The organism is Herbidospora solisilvae (assembly GCF_009901565.1).
GTDB classification, from domain to species: Bacteria; Actinomycetota; Actinomycetes; order Streptosporangiales; family Streptosporangiaceae; genus Herbidospora; species Herbidospora solisilvae.
This window is the reverse complement of the sequence record NZ_WXEW01000005.1, coordinates 364,073-379,823: the sequence shown is the minus strand read 5'-3', so window position 1 is coordinate 379,823 and position 15,751 is coordinate 364,073. Positions and strand designations below refer to the sequence as shown.

The window sequence follows — 15,751 nt, the reverse complement described above, 5'->3', positions numbered from 1 at the left end:
AGCAGCGGTATTGACACGCTCAGGCGTATGTGAAGGCCTGGTAACACAAGGCCCCCACGTTCCGTGGGGGCCTCACCTGCTGCTGAACGTGAAATCAATGGCTGGGGCGTACCAGCGGGAACAGGATTGTTTCGCGAATGTTTTTTCCCGTGAAGGCCATGATCATGCGGTCGATGCCCGCTCCCATACCGCCTGTGGGGGGCATCGCGTACTCCAGGGCCTGCAGGAAGTCCTCGTCGAGCTGCATCGCCTCGGCGTCGCCGCCGGCCGCCAGGATCGACTGCTCGGTGAGGCGGCGGCGCTGCTCGATCGGGTCGACCAGCTCCGAGTAGGCGGTGCCGAGCTCGGTGCCGAAGCCGATCAAATCCCACTTCTCGGTCAGCAGCGGATTCTCCCGGTGCTGACGGGTCAGCGGGGAGGTCTCCAGCGGATAGTCCATCACGAACGTGGGCTGGACGAGGGTGTGCTCGACGAGCGCCTCGAAGATCTCCTGCACGAGCTTGCCCTGGCCCCATTTCGGGTCCCAGTGGATCTCGCGCCGGTCGGCCAGCTTCCGCAGCGCCTCAAGCGGCGTCTCGGTGGTGATCTCCTCACCGAGGGCCTGGGAGACCGAGCCGTAGAGGGTGATCCGCGGCCACTCGGCCAGGCCGAGGTCGATCTCCTGGTCGCCGTGGCGGACGACGCTGGTGCCGAGCGCGGCCACGACGGCCTTCTGGTACATGCGCTGGGTCAGGTCGGCCATGTCGTTGTAGTCGAGGTAGGTGCCGTAGGCCTCGAGCATGGTGAACTCGGGGTTGTGGGTCGAGTCGGCGCCCTCGTTGCGGAAGTTGCGGTTGATCTCGAAGACCTTCTCGATGCCGCCGACGACCAGCCGCTTGAGATAGAGCTCGATCGCGATGCGAAGGTAGAGCTCCATGTCGTAGGCGTTGATGTGGGTCTTGAACGGCCGGGCCGCCGCGCCGCCGTGGATCGGCTGCAACATCGGCGTCTCGACCTCGAGGTAGCCCTCTTCGTGCCAGAAGTCGCGCACCGCGCGCACGGTGGCGCTGCGGATGTGGGCCATCTTGCGGGCCTCGTCGTTGACGATGAGGTCGACGTAGCGCAGCCGGACACGGGCCTCGGGGTCGCTGAGCCCGGCGTGCTTCTCGGGCAGCGGGCGCAGGCACTTGGCGGTGATCGCCCACGAGTCGGCCATGATCGACAGCTCGCCGCGCTTGGAGGTGATGACCTCGCCGGTGATGCCGACGTGGTCGCCCAGGTCGACGTCGCGCTTCCAGGCCGCCAGCGACTCTTCGCCGAGCCGGTCGAGCGACAACATGATCTGGAGGTCGCCCGAGCCGTCGCGGATGGTCGCGAAGCAGAGCTTGCCGCCGATCCGGGAGAGCATCACGCGACCGGCCACGCCGACGGTCTCGCCGGTCGCGGCGCCCGCCTCGAGGCCGGCGTGTTTCGCGCGGACCTCCGCGTTGGTCGCGGTCCGCGGGTAGTTCACCGGATAGGGGTCGACGCCTTCGGAGATCAGACGGTCCAGCTTTTCGCGGCGGACGCGCATCTGCTCCGGAAGCTCGTTCAGCTCTTCGCTCACGGCACTACAGATTAGCGGCGTTTAGGCGGTGTTTCGGGCGTAGACCAGCCGCAGGCCGATGAGGGTGAGCCAGGGTTCGTGTACGTCGATCGTGCGCGCCTCGCTGACCACCAGGGGCGCCCCGGGGCCGGTCGCGACGACGGTCACCTCGTCGGGGTCGGCGGCGAGCTCGGCCGTCATGCGGTCGACGATGCCGTCGACCAGCCCGGCGAAGCCGTAGATGATGCCCGACTGGAGGGCCTCGACGGTGTTCTTGGCGATCACCGAGCGGGGCCGGACGAGCTCGACCTTGTGGAGCTGGGCGCCCGCCTCGGCCAGCGCGTCGACGCTGATCTCCAGCCCGGGGGCGGTCACCGCGCCGACGTACTCACCCCTCGCGGAGACGGCGTCGAACGAGGTCGCGGTGCCGAAGTCGACGACCACGCAGGGGCCGCCGAACAGGCTGATGGCGGCCAGCGCGTTGACGATGCGGTCGCTGCCGACCTCTTTCGGGTTGTCCATCCGCACGGGCACCCCCGTGCGGACGCCGGGCTCCACGACCACCGAGGTCACGTCGCCGTAGTAGCGGCGGGACATCTCGCGCATCTCGTTGAGGACCGAGGGCACGGTCGAGCAGATGGAGATGCCCGAGATGTCGGTGTTCTTGAGGATGGCCGACTGAGCCAGCAACCCCTGGAGGATCACCGCGAGCTCGTCGGCCGTCCGGCGGGCGTCGGTGGCGATGCGCCAGTGCTCGATGACCTCTTCACCTTCGAACAGGCCAAGCACCGTGTGGGTGTTGCTGACGTCGATGGTGAGGAGCATGCCCCGATTATGCACCACGAAGATCTAGTGCAATATCGAGCGCGGGGGACGAATGGGTCAGCGCTCCGACGGCCAGGAAGTCGACTCCGGTCTCGGCCACCGCCCGCGCGGTGTCGAGGGTCAGGCCGCCGCTCGACTCCAGGCGGGCGCGCCCGGCGACCAGCTCCACGGCCTCCTTGAGCTGCGGCACGGTGAAGTTGTCGAGCAGGATCTCCTCGGCGCCCTCGGCGAGCACCGGCTCGATCTGGTCGATGCGGTCGACCTCGACCTCGATCGGGAGGCCGGGGTAGGCCTTGCGCACCGCGCGGAAAGCCTCGGCGACGCCGCCGGCGGCCACGACGTGGTTGTCCTTGATCAGGGCGGCGTCGTAGAGGCCGATGCGGTGGTTGACGCCGCCGCCGCAGCGGACGGCGTACTTCTCCAGGGAGCGCAGGCCCGGGTGGGTCTTGCGGGTGTCTCTGACCCGGGCGCCGGTGCCGTCGATCGCCTTCACCCACTGGGCGGTGGCGGTGGCGACGCCCGACAGGTGGGTGAGCAGGTTCAGCGCGGTGCGCTCGACCGTGAGGAGCTCCCTGGTCTCGCCCCTGACGGTCATCAGCACGTCGCCGTAGCAGACCTGGTCGCCGTCCTTGGCGCGGAGCTCGACCTCCAGGCCGGCGTGGCGGAACGCGGCGGCGGCGACCGGCAATCCGGCGACCACGCCGGAGCGGCGGGCCACGATGTCGCCGACGGCCTTCTGCCCGGCCGGGATCGTGGCGGCCGAGGTGACGTCCTCGCCGGTCGCCAGGTCCTCGCGGAAGGCGGTCTCGATGAGGGTGTGGATCTCGGCCGGGTCGAGCCCGGCGGCCAGCAGGTCGGCGTCGGCGCTGACGTGCGGTACGTGCTCCATGACCAGTTCGCCCTTCTCGGTGAGCGTGATGTCGAGGTGGCCGAGCCACGTGTCGTCACGGCGGTCGGGGAAGTCCTCCCGCCAGTGGGAGCCCCGCGTCTCCTGCCGGGCCGCGGCGGCCCGCGTCAGGGCGGTGGCCACGGTGTGCAGGTTGGTCGCCTCCCACGCCTCCAGACAGGGCTCGACGGCGATCGGGGTCCACTGCGCGTCGCGCAGCGCCTTGGCGACTCCGGAGAGGCTCTCCACGCTCCGCAGTACCCCGGCGCCCCGGCTCATGAACGCCTGGACCCGGCCGCGCGTGCGCGGGTCGACGAGTCCGCTCCGTCCGTCGAAGACGTCGGGCCCCGGCTCCCCGCGGGGGGTGATCAGATCGGAGGCGATGCGTTCGGCGTACACGAGCCCTTCGAGCAGGGAGTTGGACGCCAGGCGGTTGGCCCCGTGGACCCCCGTGCACGCCGTCTCGCCGCACGCGTAGAGGCCGGGCACGCTGGTGCGGCCGAACAGGTCGGTGCGCACGCCGCCGCTGGCGTAGTGGGCGGCCGGAGCGACCGGGATCGGCTCGGTCACCGGGTCGATGCCGTGCTCCCGGCAGATCGCCAGGATCGTGGGGAAGCGGGCCTGCCACTTCTCCTCGCCGAAGCTCCGCGCGTCGAGGTAAACGTGGTCGTCGCCGGTCTCGGCCATCCGCCGCATGATCGCCTTGGCCACGACGTCACGGGGGGCGAGGTCGGCCAGTTCGTGCACGCCGAGCATGAAGCGTTCGCCGGCGGAGTCGACGAGCACCGCGCCCTCGCCCCTGACCGCCTCGCTGACGAGCGGCTGCTGACCGGTCGACTCGTGGCCGAGCCACAGGACCGTCGGATGGAACTGGACGAACTCCAGGTCGCGGACCACCGCCCCGGCGCGCAGCGCCAGCGCCACCCCGTCGCCGGTGGAGACCAGGGGGTTGGTCGTGGAGGCGTACACCTGGCCCATGCCGCCGCTCGCCAGGACCACCGCGCCCGCCCTGACCGCGCCCACGCCGTCGCGGGCGCCCTCGCCCATGACGTGGAGGGTGATGCCGCAGGCCCGGCCCTGGGCGTCGGTGAGCAGGTCGAGGACCAGCGCGTGTTCGATGATCTCGATGCGCGGCTCCTGGCCGGCCGCCTCGATGAGGGCCCGCTGGACCTCGGCGCCGGTTGCGTCGCCGCCGGCGTGCACGATCCGGTTGCGGCGGTGGCCGCCCTCGCGGGTGAGCTGGAGCTCGCCCCGGTCGTCGCGGTCGAAGCGGGCGCCGTGCTCCATGAGGCGCTTGAGCGCGTCGGGGCCCTCGGTGACCAGGACCCGCACCGCCTCCTCGTCGCATAGCCCGGCCCCGGCCAGGAGGGTGTCGCTCAGGTGCTCGTCAGGGGTGTCGCCGGGGGCGAGCACGGCGGCGATGCCGCCCTGGGCCCACTGGGTCGATCCGGCCGACAGGACGTCTTTGGTGACGACGAGCACACGACCGGCCGGGGAGAGCTCGGTGTAGCGCAGCGCCACGGTCAGGCCCGCGATCCCGGAGCCGACCACGACCACGTCGGCGGACGTCGTCCAGCCGGGAGGCGGCGCGGTCAGTCTGCGGGGGAGGGTGGTGTCGGTCATCGCGAGCCCCTTTCGTCAATATGACGATAACGCCCGCGATCGAAGGGCTCATCCCCGGGTGGTCACTTCGTCGCCCCTTTCCAAACCGGGAAGCAACGTTTCGGCCAAATCCGTGCCCAGATCGACGATGCGGTTGTCGCGGTCGACGTGTACCACCCTGGGCGTGAACACCCGCGCCTCGGCGTCGGTGAGCTGCCCGTACGCGATGATGATCACCAGATCTCCCGGCGAGACCAGGCGGGCGGCGGCCCCGTTGATGCCGATGACCCCCGAGCCCCGGGGGCCCGGAATGGTGTACGTCACAAGCCGCGCCCCGTTGTCGACGTCGACGACGTGGACCTGCTCACCGGGCAGCAGGCCGGCCGCGTCCAGCAGGTCTTCGTCGACCGTCAGGGACCCCACGTAGTGGAGGTCGGCCTGGGTCACGGTGGCCCGGTGGATCTTGGCCGTGAGCATGGTCCTGAGCATCGCAATCCCTTCAGACAGTCACCACAACGTTGTCGATCAGGCGGGTCGTCCCGACCTTGGCCGCCACCGCGAGGATCGCCTCCCCCCGGTGGCCCGCGGGGACCTCGTCGAACGTGGCGGGGTCGGCCAGCGTCAGGTAGTCGAGCAGCAGCGGGGGCTTGAGCCGGGCGGCCTCTTCGAGCACCGCCTTCGCGGCCTCCTTGGCCCGGTGGGGGTTGGCCGCCCCCGCCCTGAGCGCCTTGGACAGGTAGAGCGCGGTGGCCCGGTCGTCGGCCGACAGGTAGCGGTTGCGGCTCGACAGGGCCAGGCCGTCGGGTTCGCGCACCGTCTGACCCGCGACGATCGTCACCGGCACGTCGAGGTCGGCGACCATCCGGCGGATCAGGGCGAGCTGCTGGGCGTCCTTCTGGCCGAACACGGCCACGTCGGGCCGGGTCAGGTTGAACAGCTTCAGCACCACCGTAAGCACTCCGTCGAAGTGCCCCGGCCGGAACGCGCCCTCGGCGACCGTCCCCATCGCCCCGGCCGACACCGAGACCTGCCGGTCGGGCAGGTACATGTCCTCGACCGCGGGCGCGAACACCACGCTCACACCCTCTTCGCCGCACACTTCGAGGTCGTGGTCGAAGGTGCGGGGATAACGCCCGAAGTCCTCGCCCGGCCCGAACTGGAGCGGGTTGACGAAGACGCTGACGATCACGTGGTTGGCCTGCTCGTGGGCCAGCCGGATCAGCGACCGGTGCCCGTCGTGCAGGGCGCCCATCGTGGGCACCAGCGCGTAGGTGCCGGGCCGACGCGCGGCCGCCAGCTCCGCGCGGTTCCCGGCGACCGTCAGGTCCATATGTTGCCTCCCAGCGCGTCGAGGAGCCGTTCGGCCGCCTCGGGCTTCAACAGGCCCGCGGCCAGGGCGCGGTCGGCGGTCAGCCGGGCCAGCGCGATGTACGCGTCGGCCGCCTCCGGCGCCGCCAGGATCAGGGCGTCGACGTGTTTGCGCACCGTCTCGGCGTCTCCCCGGACGACCGGCCCGGTCAGCCCGGTGATGCCCAGCCGCAGCACGTTGTCGAGCGCGGCCCCGAGCAGCGGCCCCAGCATCCGGCCGGGGTGCTCGACCCCGATGCGCGACAGCAGGTCCTGCGACTCGGCGATGAGGGTGACCATGTGGTTGGCCGCCCCCGCGACGGCCGCGTGGTAGAGCGGGCGGTCGCGGTCGTTGATCCAGACCGGCTCGCCGCCCATCTCGATCACCAGCGCCTCGGCCACCGGCCGCAGCTGGTCGGGCGCGGTCACCCCGAAGGTGCAGCCGTTCAGCCGGCCGAAGTCGTCGCCGCGCCCGGTGAAGGTCATCACCGGGTGGAGCGCCAGCGGCAGCGCGCCCACGTCGGTCGCGGGCTGCAGCACGCCCAGGCCGTAGGCCCCGCTGGCGTGCATCAGCAGCTTGCCGCGCAGGTCGGCGCCGGTGGCCGCGAGCCCCGACACCAGGCCGGGCAGCACGTCGTCGGGCACCGTCAAAAGGATCAGTTCGGCCCTGCGCATGACCTCGTCGGGTCTGCTCAGCTCGACGCCCAGCAGGTCGTCGGCCCGCCGCCGGGACGCGTCGGATACCCCGCTGGCGGCCACCACCCGGTGTCCCGCCTGGGCCAAAGCGGCACCGAGAACGGAACCCACCCGTCCGGCTCCGAGCACCCCCACGCTGAGCCGCGCGGGGCGATCGCTTGTGTCCATGCCGTCCTCCCGACCGCCAGAGTAACGGCGGGGAGTTACTGGAAGCCGTAAGGGTCGGGGGGTCGCGGCGATCACGAGTGTCCACATTCGGACACCGCTTCGTGGGTAAGGTCGTGCGGATGTGGGTTTCGTGGCGGGAGGCGACCCATCGGGCGCTCTACGGAGCCGGCGGGTTCTACCTGAAGGAGCGCCCTTCGGCGCATTTCCGCACGTCCGTCCACGCCTCCCCGATCTTCGCCGAGGCGGTGGCGCGGCTGCTCGGCCGGGTCGACGCGCGGCTCGGGCGTCCGGCGCGGCTCGACTTCGTCGACATGGGGGCCGGTGACGGGCGCCTGGCGGCGGGGGTGCTGGCGGCGTTCGGCGACGCCCGGCTCCGGGTGACCGCGGTCGAGGTGGCGCCGCGGCCGGCCGATCTCCCCGCGGAGATCGAGTGGGCCGGCGAGCCCCCCGCCGAGATCACCGGCCTGGTCGTGGCGAACGAGTGGCTCGACAACGTGCCGCTCGACGTGGTCGAGCAGACCCACGACGGCCCCCGGGTCGTCCTGGTCGACCCTGAGACCGGCGCGGAGCGCCTGGGGCCCCTGCTCACCGACCCCGCCGACCTCGCCTGGCTCGCCGCCTGGTGGCCGCTCCCCCGCGTCGGACTGCGGGCCGAGATCGGCCGGCCGCGCGACGAGGCGTGGGACGCCCTGCTCGCCCGCCTCTCGCGCGGCACGTGCGTCGCCGTCGACTACGCCCACACCCTGGCCGACCGCCCCGCTCTGGGCACCCTGACCGGTTACCGCGACGGCCACGCGGTGCCCCCCGTACCGGACGGCACCTGTGACATCACCGCCCACGTCGCCCTCGACGCCTGCGCCCGGGGGGAGGGCCTGCTCACCACCCAGCGCGAGGCCCTGCGCGACCTGGGCCTGACCGGCGCCCGCCCGCCGCTGGCGCTGGCCTCGGAAGACCCGCCCGGCTACCTCCGCGCGCTGGCCCGCGCCTCGGCCGAAGCCGAGCTCATCGACCCTCGAGGGCTGGGAGGTTTCGGCTGGTTAGAACAGGTACGGTAAAGGGCGTGGAGATCGAGCAGACCGCATTGCCAGGAATCGGCCTCAAACACGAGTTCACGACCCACACAGGTCGTCGCATCGGAATCGTGTCGCACCGTTCCGGCAGACGCGATCTGATCATCTACGACCGCGACGATCCTGATCGGGCATGTGAGAGCGTGCAGCTCACCGACGAGGAGGCCGACGCCCTCGTCGAGCTCCTCGGCGCTCCCCGCATCGTCCAGCGTCTCAACGCCCTTCACCGCGAGGTCGAAGGCCTGGTCAGCGTGCAGATCCCGGTGACCCCGAGCTCCCCCTACGAGGGCCGCACGCTCGGAGACGCCCGCATCCGCACCCGCACCGGCGCCTCCGTGGTGGCCGTGGTGCGCGGTGATCAGGTGCACGCCAGCCCGACGCCCGATTTCGGGTTCCGGGCCGGAGACGTGGTCGTGGTGGTCGGCGACGCCGAGAACACCGCGGCGGTCGCCGACATCCTGGCTGACGGGTAGGGCGCGTGCACCACACCGCGATACTTTTCCTCGAGCTCGGCGGGGTCATTCTCGCGCTCGGCATCCTCGGGGCCCTGGCCCTCCGTGTCGGCATCTCGCCGATCCCCCTCTACCTCGTCGCCGGCCTCGCCTTCGGCACGGGCGGCATCCTGCCGCTCGCGACCAGCGAGGAGTTCATCGCCACCGGCGCCGAACTGGGCGTGATCCTCCTGCTGCTCACCCTGGGCCTGGAGTACAACGCCGACGAGCTCATGACCAGCCTCAAGAGCAACGCGCCCAGCGGCCTGGTCGACCTGATCCTCAACGCGGCCCCCGGCGTGATCGCCGCGCTGCTGCTCGGCTGGGGCCCGGTCGCGGCGGTCGCGATGGGCGGCGTCACCTACGCGACGTCGTCGGGCATCACCGCGAAGGTCCTGTCGGACCTGGGCTGGATCGGTAACCGCGAGACGCCGGTCGTGTTGTCGCTGCTGGTGTTCGAAGACCTGACGATGGCGCTCTACCTGCCCATCCTGACGGCCCTGCTGGCCGGGGTGTCGCTGCTGAGCGGCGCACTCACGGTCGCGATCGCCCTGGCGACCGTGACGGTGGTTCTGGTCGTGGCGCTGAAGTTCGGCGACTGGATCGAGAAGTTCGTCGCCAGCCCGAACTCCGAGGTGCTGCTGCTCAAGGTCATCGGCCTGGCCATGCTGGTCGCCGGTCTGGCCCAGCAGCTCCAGGTCTCGGCGGCGGTCGGCGCGTTCCTGGTCGGCATCGCGTTGTCGGGCGAGCTGGCCCACGACGCCCGGGCGCTCCTGATGCCCATCAGAGACCTGTTCGCGGCCGTGTTCTTCGTGTTCTTCGGTCTCCAGACCGACCCCGCGAAGATCGTTCCGGTGTTGTGGCTGGCCGCGATCCTGGCCTTCGTCAGCATGGTGACCAAGCTCGCCACGGGCGCCTTCGCGGCCCGCCGCGCCGGCATCGGCAAGGCCGGACGGGTGCGCGCCGGCATCGCGCTCATCCCCCGGGGCGAGTTCAACATCGTCATCGCCGGTCTGGCGGTCGCGGCCGGGGCCCATCCCGACCTGGGACCACTCGCCGCGGCTTATGTGCTGATCCTGGCCGCCTTCGGGCCGCTCGCGGCGCGGTTGACGGCGCCGCTGGTGGCCGCGTTGACCAAGTCGGCGCCCGCCACGCACTGACCACGGGATCCCGGTTGTCCACAGCCTGTGGATAACCGGGATCCCGTGGTCGTTGGATGTGGGCCGGGAGCGGCTGCGGAGCGCCGGATGCGGCGGGTGCCGGGGGCGGTGGTCGGTGCGGGGTGGGCGGAGCCGTAACGGAATCAGCTTGTGGAGACCCGCAGTTCGGTGAGGCCGCGGATCACGTAGCCGGGTTTCCACGTCGGCTCTTCCACCAGGTCGATCCCCCGGTCCAGCAGCGCGCCGAACGACTCGATGAGCTCGATGCGGGCCAGCGGCGCGCCCAGGCAGAAGTGGATGCCCGCCCCGAACGAGATGTGTGGATTGTCGCTGCGCCCGGCGTCGAACCGGTCGGGTTCGGCGAACACCGACGGGTCGCGGTTGGCCGAGCCGAACAGCAGGGCGACCTCGCTGCCGCGCGGGATCGGAGTGCCGCCGACCTCGATGTCCTCCAGCACCCACCGCTCGAACATCTGCAGCGGCGTGTCCCAGCGCATCATCTCCTCGACCGCCGTCGGCAGCAGCGACCGGTCCTGGCGCAGCCGCTCCAGCTCGCCGGGGTTGCGGAACAGCGACCACCAGCCGTTGCCGGTCACGTTGACCGTCGCCTCGTGCCCGGCGTTGAGCAGCAGCACGCAGGTGCCGATCAGCTCGTCATCGGTGAGCCCGACCTGGGTCAGCGCGCTGATCAGGTCGTCGCCGGGGTTCTCGGCCCGGACGCGGGCGAGGTCGCGCAGGTAGGACGCGAACTCCTCGGCCGCCCGCGCGGCGGTGTGCTGCGCTTCGAGGGACGGGTTGAGCTCGTACATGCCGCAGATGTCGGCCGACCAGGGCCGCAGACAGGGGCGGTCCTGCTCGGGCACGCCCAGCATCTCGGCGATCACCGTCACCGGCAGCGGCTCGGCGACCTCGGCGATCAGGTCGCCGCCGCCCTTGGCGGCCAGGGCGTCGGCCAATTCGGCGGCCATCACCCTGATCCGGGGCCGCAGCCCCTCGACCATGCGCGGCGTGAACGCCTTGGACACCAGCCGCCGCAGCCGCGTGTGGACGGGCGGCTCGACGTCGAGCATGCCCGCCCGCACGACCCGCCAGAACGGCTCCTGGAACTCCGGCTCCGGCTCGTGCCCGAAGACGGAGTGGTCTTCGAGATGGAGGTACGACCGCCCGAGGCGGCGATCCCGCAGCAGGGCGTTGACGTCCTCGTAGCGCGGGATCAGATATTGGTCGGTCTTGTCGAAGTAGTGAACCGGCCCGTCGGCGCGCAGATCGGCGTAGACGTCGTAAGGATGGGCCACGAAATCCGGGTTCCAAGGGTCAAACCGCACATTTCACATGCTAAACGGGTCGTGGCACGATGACACCATGAGCGAGATCGTGGTCGGCATGGGCGCGGGCGCCAAAGAGCTCGCGACCGAGGACATGATCCTCAACATCGGCCCGCAACACCCGTCGACCCACGGGGTGCTGCGGCTCCGCCTCACCCTCGACGGCGAACGCATCGGCACCGCCGAACCGATCATCGGCTACATGCACCGCGGCGCCGAGAAACTCTTCGAGGTCCGCGACTACCGCCAGATCATCGTGCTGGCCAACCGCCACGACTGGCTCTCGGCCTTCGCCAACGAACTCGGCGTGGTCATCGCGGTCGAGCGAATGCTCGGCATGGAGGTCCCCGTACGCGCGGTCTGGGCCCGCACACTGCTGGCCGAGCTGAACCGCGTGCTGAACCACCTGATGTTCCTCGGCAGCTACCCCCTCGAACTGGGCGCCATCACCCCGCTCTTCTACGCCTTCCGCGAGCGCGAGACCCTCCAGGCGGTCATGGAGGAGATCTCCGGTGGCCGCATGCACTACATGTTCAACCGCGTCGGCGGCCTGAAGGAGGAACTCCCCGAAGGCTGGATGTCCCGCACCCGCCAGGCGGTCGCCGACGTCCGCCGCCGCCTCCCCGACATCGAGAACCTGATCTCCGGCAACGAGATCTTCCTGGCCCGCACCCGGGGTGTCGGCGTCCTGACCCCCGAGACGATCCGCCAGTACGGCGTCAGCGGCCCCATCGCCCGTGCCTCCGGCGTCGACTGGGACCTGCGCCGCGACGACCCCTACCTGGCCTACGGCGAGCTTCCCGTGAAGGTCGTGACCCGGGAGGCGGGCGACTGCCACGCCCGCTTCGAGGTCCTGTTCGACCAGGTCAAGGTCTCGCTGGACCTCGCCGACGCCTGCCTCGACCGGCTCGCCGACCTGCCGCCGGGCCCGATCAACCAGCGGCTGCCCAAGATCCTGAAGGTGCCCGAAGGCCACACCTACGCCTGGACGGAGAGCCCGCTGGGCATCAACGGCTACTACCTGGTCAGCCGGGGCGAGAAGACCCCGTGGCGGCTGAAGCTGCGCAGCGCCAGCTTCAACAACATCCAGGTGCTGAGGGAGATGCTGCCCGGCCACCTGGTCGCCGACATGGTCGCCATCCTGGGCTCGATGTTCTTCGTCGTGGGCGACATCGACAAGTGATCAGGCGGGCCGCTGGTTCTGGTTGTGCTTGTCGTCCGGGATCCGGCAGCAGAACTCCAGGAACAGCGCCGCGCAGACGAGCAGGACCGCCGAGATCAGCGACCCCGCCGACACGAGCGCGTCCTGCCGTGGCCCGGGGATGTCGAACATCCCCAGGGTGTGGATGAAGAACCCGGCGAACACCCCCGCGAACGCCGCCCCCGCGAGGGCGGTCGCCTTGGCCAGCGCGGCCAGCCGCGCCACCACCAGCGGCTCGGGCGGGGTGGTGTCCTCCTTCCGCATGATCCGCCCCCGGGTCAGCCACCCCGTGTACGCCTCGCCGATCGCCAGCAGCAGGAACGTCGGAATGGCCGTCCAGGGCACCTGCGGCAGACTCGCGTAGGCGCCCTGCAGAAACGCCCAGGTCACGACGGCGAAGACGACCACGACGCCGACGAGCAGACCGGGATTGCTGGGCTTCACGACACGACTCCTAAAGCGGGGGTTGCAGCGACAGGTCGGCCCGGAGCCGCACGCCGCTCTGGTCGAGACCGGCCAGCAGCGCCGCCACCGACCCGCGCCCCGGCAGCACCGCCGAGGCGTCGGCCTGCGCCCACGGCACCAGCACGAAGGCCCTCTCGTGGGCACGCGGATGGGGCAGGGTCAGCTCGGCCTCGTCGGACATCAGGTTGCCGACCATGATGATGTCGACGTCCAGCGTGCGCGGCCCCCAGCGCTCCTTCCGGACCCGCCCGAACGCGTCCTCCACCCCGAGCGCCCGGTCGAGCAGGGTGCGAGGGTCGAGCGAGGTCTCGGCGATGACGACGGCGTTCAGGTAGGCCCCCTGGGAGGGCCCGCCGACGGGGTCGGTCTCGTAGACCGGCGAGAGCGCCACGAACGACATGCCGGGCGCGTCGAACAGCGCGTCGAGGCCGCTCTGCAGATAGTCCATCCGCCGCCCGAGGTTGGAGCCCAGCGAGAAGACGACCCTCACCGCGACCTCCTGACCGTCACCACCACGTCGTCGAACGGCAACGGAATCGGCGCCGCCGGCTTGTGCACACTGAGCTCGACATTCTCCACCAGCTCATGGCGCAGACAGACCGCGGCCAGCCGCTCGGCCAGCGTCTCGATGAGATCGACCGGCTCCCCCTCGACCACGGCCACCAGCTCCAGCGCCAGCGCCCCGTAGTCGACGGTCTTGCTCAGATCGTCACCGGCCGCCGCCGGCCTCACGTCGAGGAACAGCGTCGCGTCGACGACGAACTCCTGTCCCAGCTCACGCTCAGCGGGCAGGCAACCATGCCGCCCCCTGGCCCGAAGCCCTTTCAGGCTCACCGTATCGAGGCCCACGACACCTCCGCACCGATCCCACGTCCGAGATCACTTTCTACAACCAACCGATTCCGCCGATCACAACGCCCCCCACCCGAACGCACATTCCACCGAACGACACCCGCCCGCCGGCCGGGCATGGGCGATACGGTCCGAACATGATCAGCGCGGGGGCGGCCCGGCTTGGCAGACGAGCCGCGCAGCGCCTGACCCAACTGAACTGCGTGATCGAGAAGGGCCTCACCGACGCGGGATTCGCTCGCATCGAGCACGAATACGGTTTCGAGTTCGCCGACGACCACCGAGCCTTCCTCGCCGCCGGACTGCCCGTCCACGAACCACGGGAAGAGGAGCCAGGCACCAGCTACGCCTGGGGAAGACCATGGCCGGACTGGCGACTCCGGCGACCTCCGCCGACACCTCGACTGGCCGACCGACTTCCTGCTCCACGACGTCCGGCACGGGCACTGGCACCCCGCCTGGGGCGAGCGGCCGGATTCCGGCGACGCGGCCGTGGACCTCGCACGGTCGCACTTGGCCGGGACGCCCCGGATGGTCCCCGTGTATGCGCACAGGTTCCTGCACGCAGGACACGGCACCTTCGGCCACCCCGTGCTGTCGATATGGGGCGGCGACATCATCTACTACGGCGTCGACCTCCGGCTTGGGCACCCCGAGCCACCGTCCCGTTCTGGCCCGACTACCTCTGAACACCATCCGCGTCTGGGACCTCGTCTCGCGCCGTCGGAGTACCTGCCTCCGCACGGAGCAGCACAGGCGTCAAGCACCCTCTAGGTGGTGCCCCAGGTCAGGACGTCTCTTCCTCTTCGTCGTCGTCGCTCGTCTGCAGCACCGGCGAGCCGTGGTGGTGCCACAACCGCCAGCCGCCGGCCGTCTTCACGAAGGTGTTGGTCGCCACCACCCGCCCGGCCGCGAACCCGGTGTCTCCCACGTCTTCGGCGTCGGCCGCCGTGAGGATGTTCTCTGCGCAGGTCAGCACCGCGACATTCCCTAAAACCGTCGTCTGTACGTCAGTGAGCACAAACTGGATATAAGGCGTGTTGGCCATGATCAGCGCCCACGACCGCAGCACCTCGCCACGCCCGGACAACATCGGCCACCCGGGATGGACGCACATCGCCACCAGGTGGTCGGGCACGTCCTCCACCCAGATCTCCGACATCCGATCCAGGTCGGCGCTCTCGATCGCGGCGTAAAAGGCCTGGTTGAGGTCTTCAACCTCTTTCATCGGCTGTCCTCCACGCCGCGGCAACCCGTACGGCGTCGGCGTTGGGTCGGACGTCGTGGACGCGAACGCACCAGGCGCCGTCTCGGGCGGCGAGCGCCGTGACCGCCAGGGTCGCGTCGTCGTTCTCGGCGAACGGGCGGGGTTCGCCGTCGGGACCGGCGAGCAGCCGGCCGAGGAAACGTTTGCGGGACGCCCCGATGATCAGGGGACGGCCCAGCTCCTGAAGCCGGTCGAGACCGGCCAGGAGCGCCCAGTTGTGGTCGGCCTGCTTGGAGAACCCCAGGCCGGGGTCGAGGATCAGCTGCTCCTCGCGGACACCTTCGGCGAGCACCGAGTCGACGCGCTTGCGCAGCTCCTCGCTCACCTCGGTGACCACATCGCCGTAGATGGCCCGGCTCTCCATGTCTCTGCTGTGGCCCCGCCAGTGCATGACCACATAGGCGACGCCGGAGGCGGCCACCACCCGGGGCATCACGGGGTCGGCCAGGCCGCCGCTCACATCGTTGACCAGCCGGGCCCCGGCGGCCACGGCCACCTCGGCGACCTCGGCGCGCATCGTGTCGACGCTCACGGCCACACCCTCGGCGGACAGGGCGCGGATCACCGGCTCGACCCGGCGCAGTTCCTCGTCGAGGGAGACCCGCGCGGCCCCGGGACGGGTCGACTCGCCGCCCACGTCGACGATGTCGGCGCCCTGCTCGACCAGGGCGAGCCCGTGGGCGATGGCGATCTCGGGGTCGAACCAGCGACCGCCGTCGGAGAAGGAGTCGGGGGTGACGTTGACCACGCCCATGACGAGGCAGCGCCCGGCGTCGGGCAGCCCCGGCACGGTGAACGCGCTCATCAACGGCTCCTCATGTGGTCGATCGGG

The 15,751-nt window shown here is 70.7% G+C and carries 16 protein-coding genes; 4 read left to right on the top strand and 12 right to left on the bottom strand.

Annotated features, from left to right (window positions below):
- Nucleotides 1-94: 94 nt before the first annotated feature.
- From lysX to GT755_RS18635, 6 genes are read right to left on the bottom strand one after another with little or no spacing between them, the layout of a single operon-like run.
- Entirely contained in the window at nucleotides 95-1,552 is a 1,458-nt protein-coding gene (gene lysX / locus GT755_RS18660; protein WP_202610285.1) for a bifunctional lysylphosphatidylglycerol synthetase/lysine--tRNA ligase LysX, read from the bottom strand.
- A 54-nt stretch (nucleotides 1,553-1,606) separates the two neighbouring features.
- Nucleotides 1,607-2,389: a type III pantothenate kinase gene (locus GT755_RS18655; protein ID WP_030452962.1), complete on the bottom strand. Its 783-nt coding sequence runs from the start codon at nucleotides 2,387-2,389 to the stop codon at nucleotides 1,607-1,609.
- A 7-nt stretch (nucleotides 2,390-2,396) separates the two neighbouring features.
- Nucleotides 2,397-4,898: an L-aspartate oxidase gene (locus GT755_RS18650; RefSeq protein ID WP_161480958.1), complete on the bottom strand. Its 2,502-nt coding sequence runs from the start codon at nucleotides 4,896-4,898 to the stop codon at nucleotides 2,397-2,399.
- 48 nt (nucleotides 4,899-4,946) lie between these two features.
- Complete coding sequence (gene panD, locus GT755_RS18645; RefSeq protein WP_161480957.1) at nucleotides 4,947-5,366, bottom strand: aspartate 1-decarboxylase; 420 nt, start codon at nucleotides 5,364-5,366, stop codon at nucleotides 4,947-4,949.
- A 10-nt stretch (nucleotides 5,367-5,376) separates the two neighbouring features.
- Nucleotides 5,377-6,207, bottom strand: a complete 831-nt coding sequence (gene panC, locus GT755_RS18640; protein WP_161480956.1) for a pantoate--beta-alanine ligase — start codon at nucleotides 6,205-6,207, stop codon at nucleotides 5,377-5,379.
- Nucleotides 6,198-7,088 carry a Rossmann-like and DUF2520 domain-containing protein gene (locus tag GT755_RS18635; protein WP_161480955.1) on the bottom strand — a complete coding sequence of 297 codons (891 nt, stop codon included), beginning with the start codon at nucleotides 7,086-7,088 and terminating at the stop codon, nucleotides 6,198-6,200. The genes panC and GT755_RS18635 overlap by 10 nt, the downstream gene beginning before the upstream one ends.
- 119 nt (nucleotides 7,089-7,207) lie before the next feature.
- On the opposite strand from GT755_RS18635, the gene GT755_RS18630 reads away from it, so the two are divergent.
- From GT755_RS18630 to GT755_RS18620, 3 genes are all read left to right on the top strand, one after another.
- A complete protein-coding gene (locus GT755_RS18630; RefSeq protein ID WP_161480954.1) occupies nucleotides 7,208-8,143 on the top strand; it encodes an SAM-dependent methyltransferase in 936 nt (311 codons plus the stop codon).
- An 86-nt stretch (nucleotides 8,144-8,229) separates the two neighbouring features.
- A complete protein-coding gene (locus GT755_RS18625; protein ID WP_407929414.1) occupies nucleotides 8,230-8,631 on the top strand; it encodes a cation:proton antiporter regulatory subunit in 402 nt (133 codons plus the stop codon).
- Nucleotides 8,632-8,636: 5 nt separating this feature from the next.
- Complete coding sequence (locus tag GT755_RS18620) at nucleotides 8,637-9,809, top strand: cation:proton antiporter (protein ID WP_161480953.1); 1,173 nt, start codon at nucleotides 8,637-8,639, stop codon at nucleotides 9,807-9,809.
- 143 nt (nucleotides 9,810-9,952) lie between these two features.
- On the opposite strand, the gene GT755_RS18615 is transcribed toward GT755_RS18620, so the two are convergent.
- The gene (locus tag GT755_RS18615) at nucleotides 9,953-11,134 is read right to left on the bottom strand and encodes a cytochrome P450 (RefSeq protein WP_161480952.1); all 1,182 of its coding nucleotides are present in this window, start codon (nucleotides 11,132-11,134) and stop codon (nucleotides 9,953-9,955) included.
- Nucleotides 11,135-11,171: 37 nt separating this feature from the next.
- Between GT755_RS18615 and GT755_RS18610 the strand changes: the two genes are divergently transcribed.
- A complete protein-coding gene (locus tag GT755_RS18610) occupies nucleotides 11,172-12,317 on the top strand; it encodes an NADH-quinone oxidoreductase subunit D (protein ID WP_161480951.1) in 1,146 nt (381 codons plus the stop codon).
- Here GT755_RS18610 and GT755_RS18605 read toward each other — a convergent pair whose 3' ends face one another.
- The 5 genes from GT755_RS18605 to folP all read right to left on the bottom strand — a co-directional run bounded on the left by GT755_RS18605 (nucleotide 12,318) and on the right by folP (nucleotide 15,724).
- Entirely contained in the window at nucleotides 12,318-12,779 is a 462-nt protein-coding gene (locus tag GT755_RS18605) for a DUF3180 domain-containing protein (RefSeq protein ID WP_161480950.1), read from the bottom strand.
- Nucleotides 12,780-12,789: 10 nt separating this feature from the next.
- Nucleotides 12,790-13,290: a 2-amino-4-hydroxy-6-hydroxymethyldihydropteridine diphosphokinase gene (folK, locus tag GT755_RS18600; RefSeq protein ID WP_161480949.1), complete on the bottom strand. Its 501-nt coding sequence runs from the start codon at nucleotides 13,288-13,290 to the stop codon at nucleotides 12,790-12,792.
- The gene (gene folB / locus GT755_RS18595) at nucleotides 13,287-13,649 is read right to left on the bottom strand and encodes a dihydroneopterin aldolase (RefSeq protein WP_161480948.1); all 363 of its coding nucleotides are present in this window, start codon (nucleotides 13,647-13,649) and stop codon (nucleotides 13,287-13,289) included. Before folB ends, folK begins: the two co-directional genes overlap by 4 nt.
- A 790-nt stretch (nucleotides 13,650-14,439) precedes the next feature.
- A complete protein-coding gene (locus GT755_RS18590) occupies nucleotides 14,440-14,880 on the bottom strand; it encodes a nuclear transport factor 2 family protein (protein ID WP_161480947.1) in 441 nt (146 codons plus the stop codon).
- Nucleotides 14,867-15,724: a dihydropteroate synthase gene (folP, locus tag GT755_RS18585; protein ID WP_161480946.1), complete on the bottom strand. Its 858-nt coding sequence runs from the start codon at nucleotides 15,722-15,724 to the stop codon at nucleotides 14,867-14,869. Before folP ends, GT755_RS18590 begins: the two co-directional genes overlap by 14 nt.
- Between the last annotated feature and the right edge of the window lie 27 nt (nucleotides 15,725-15,751).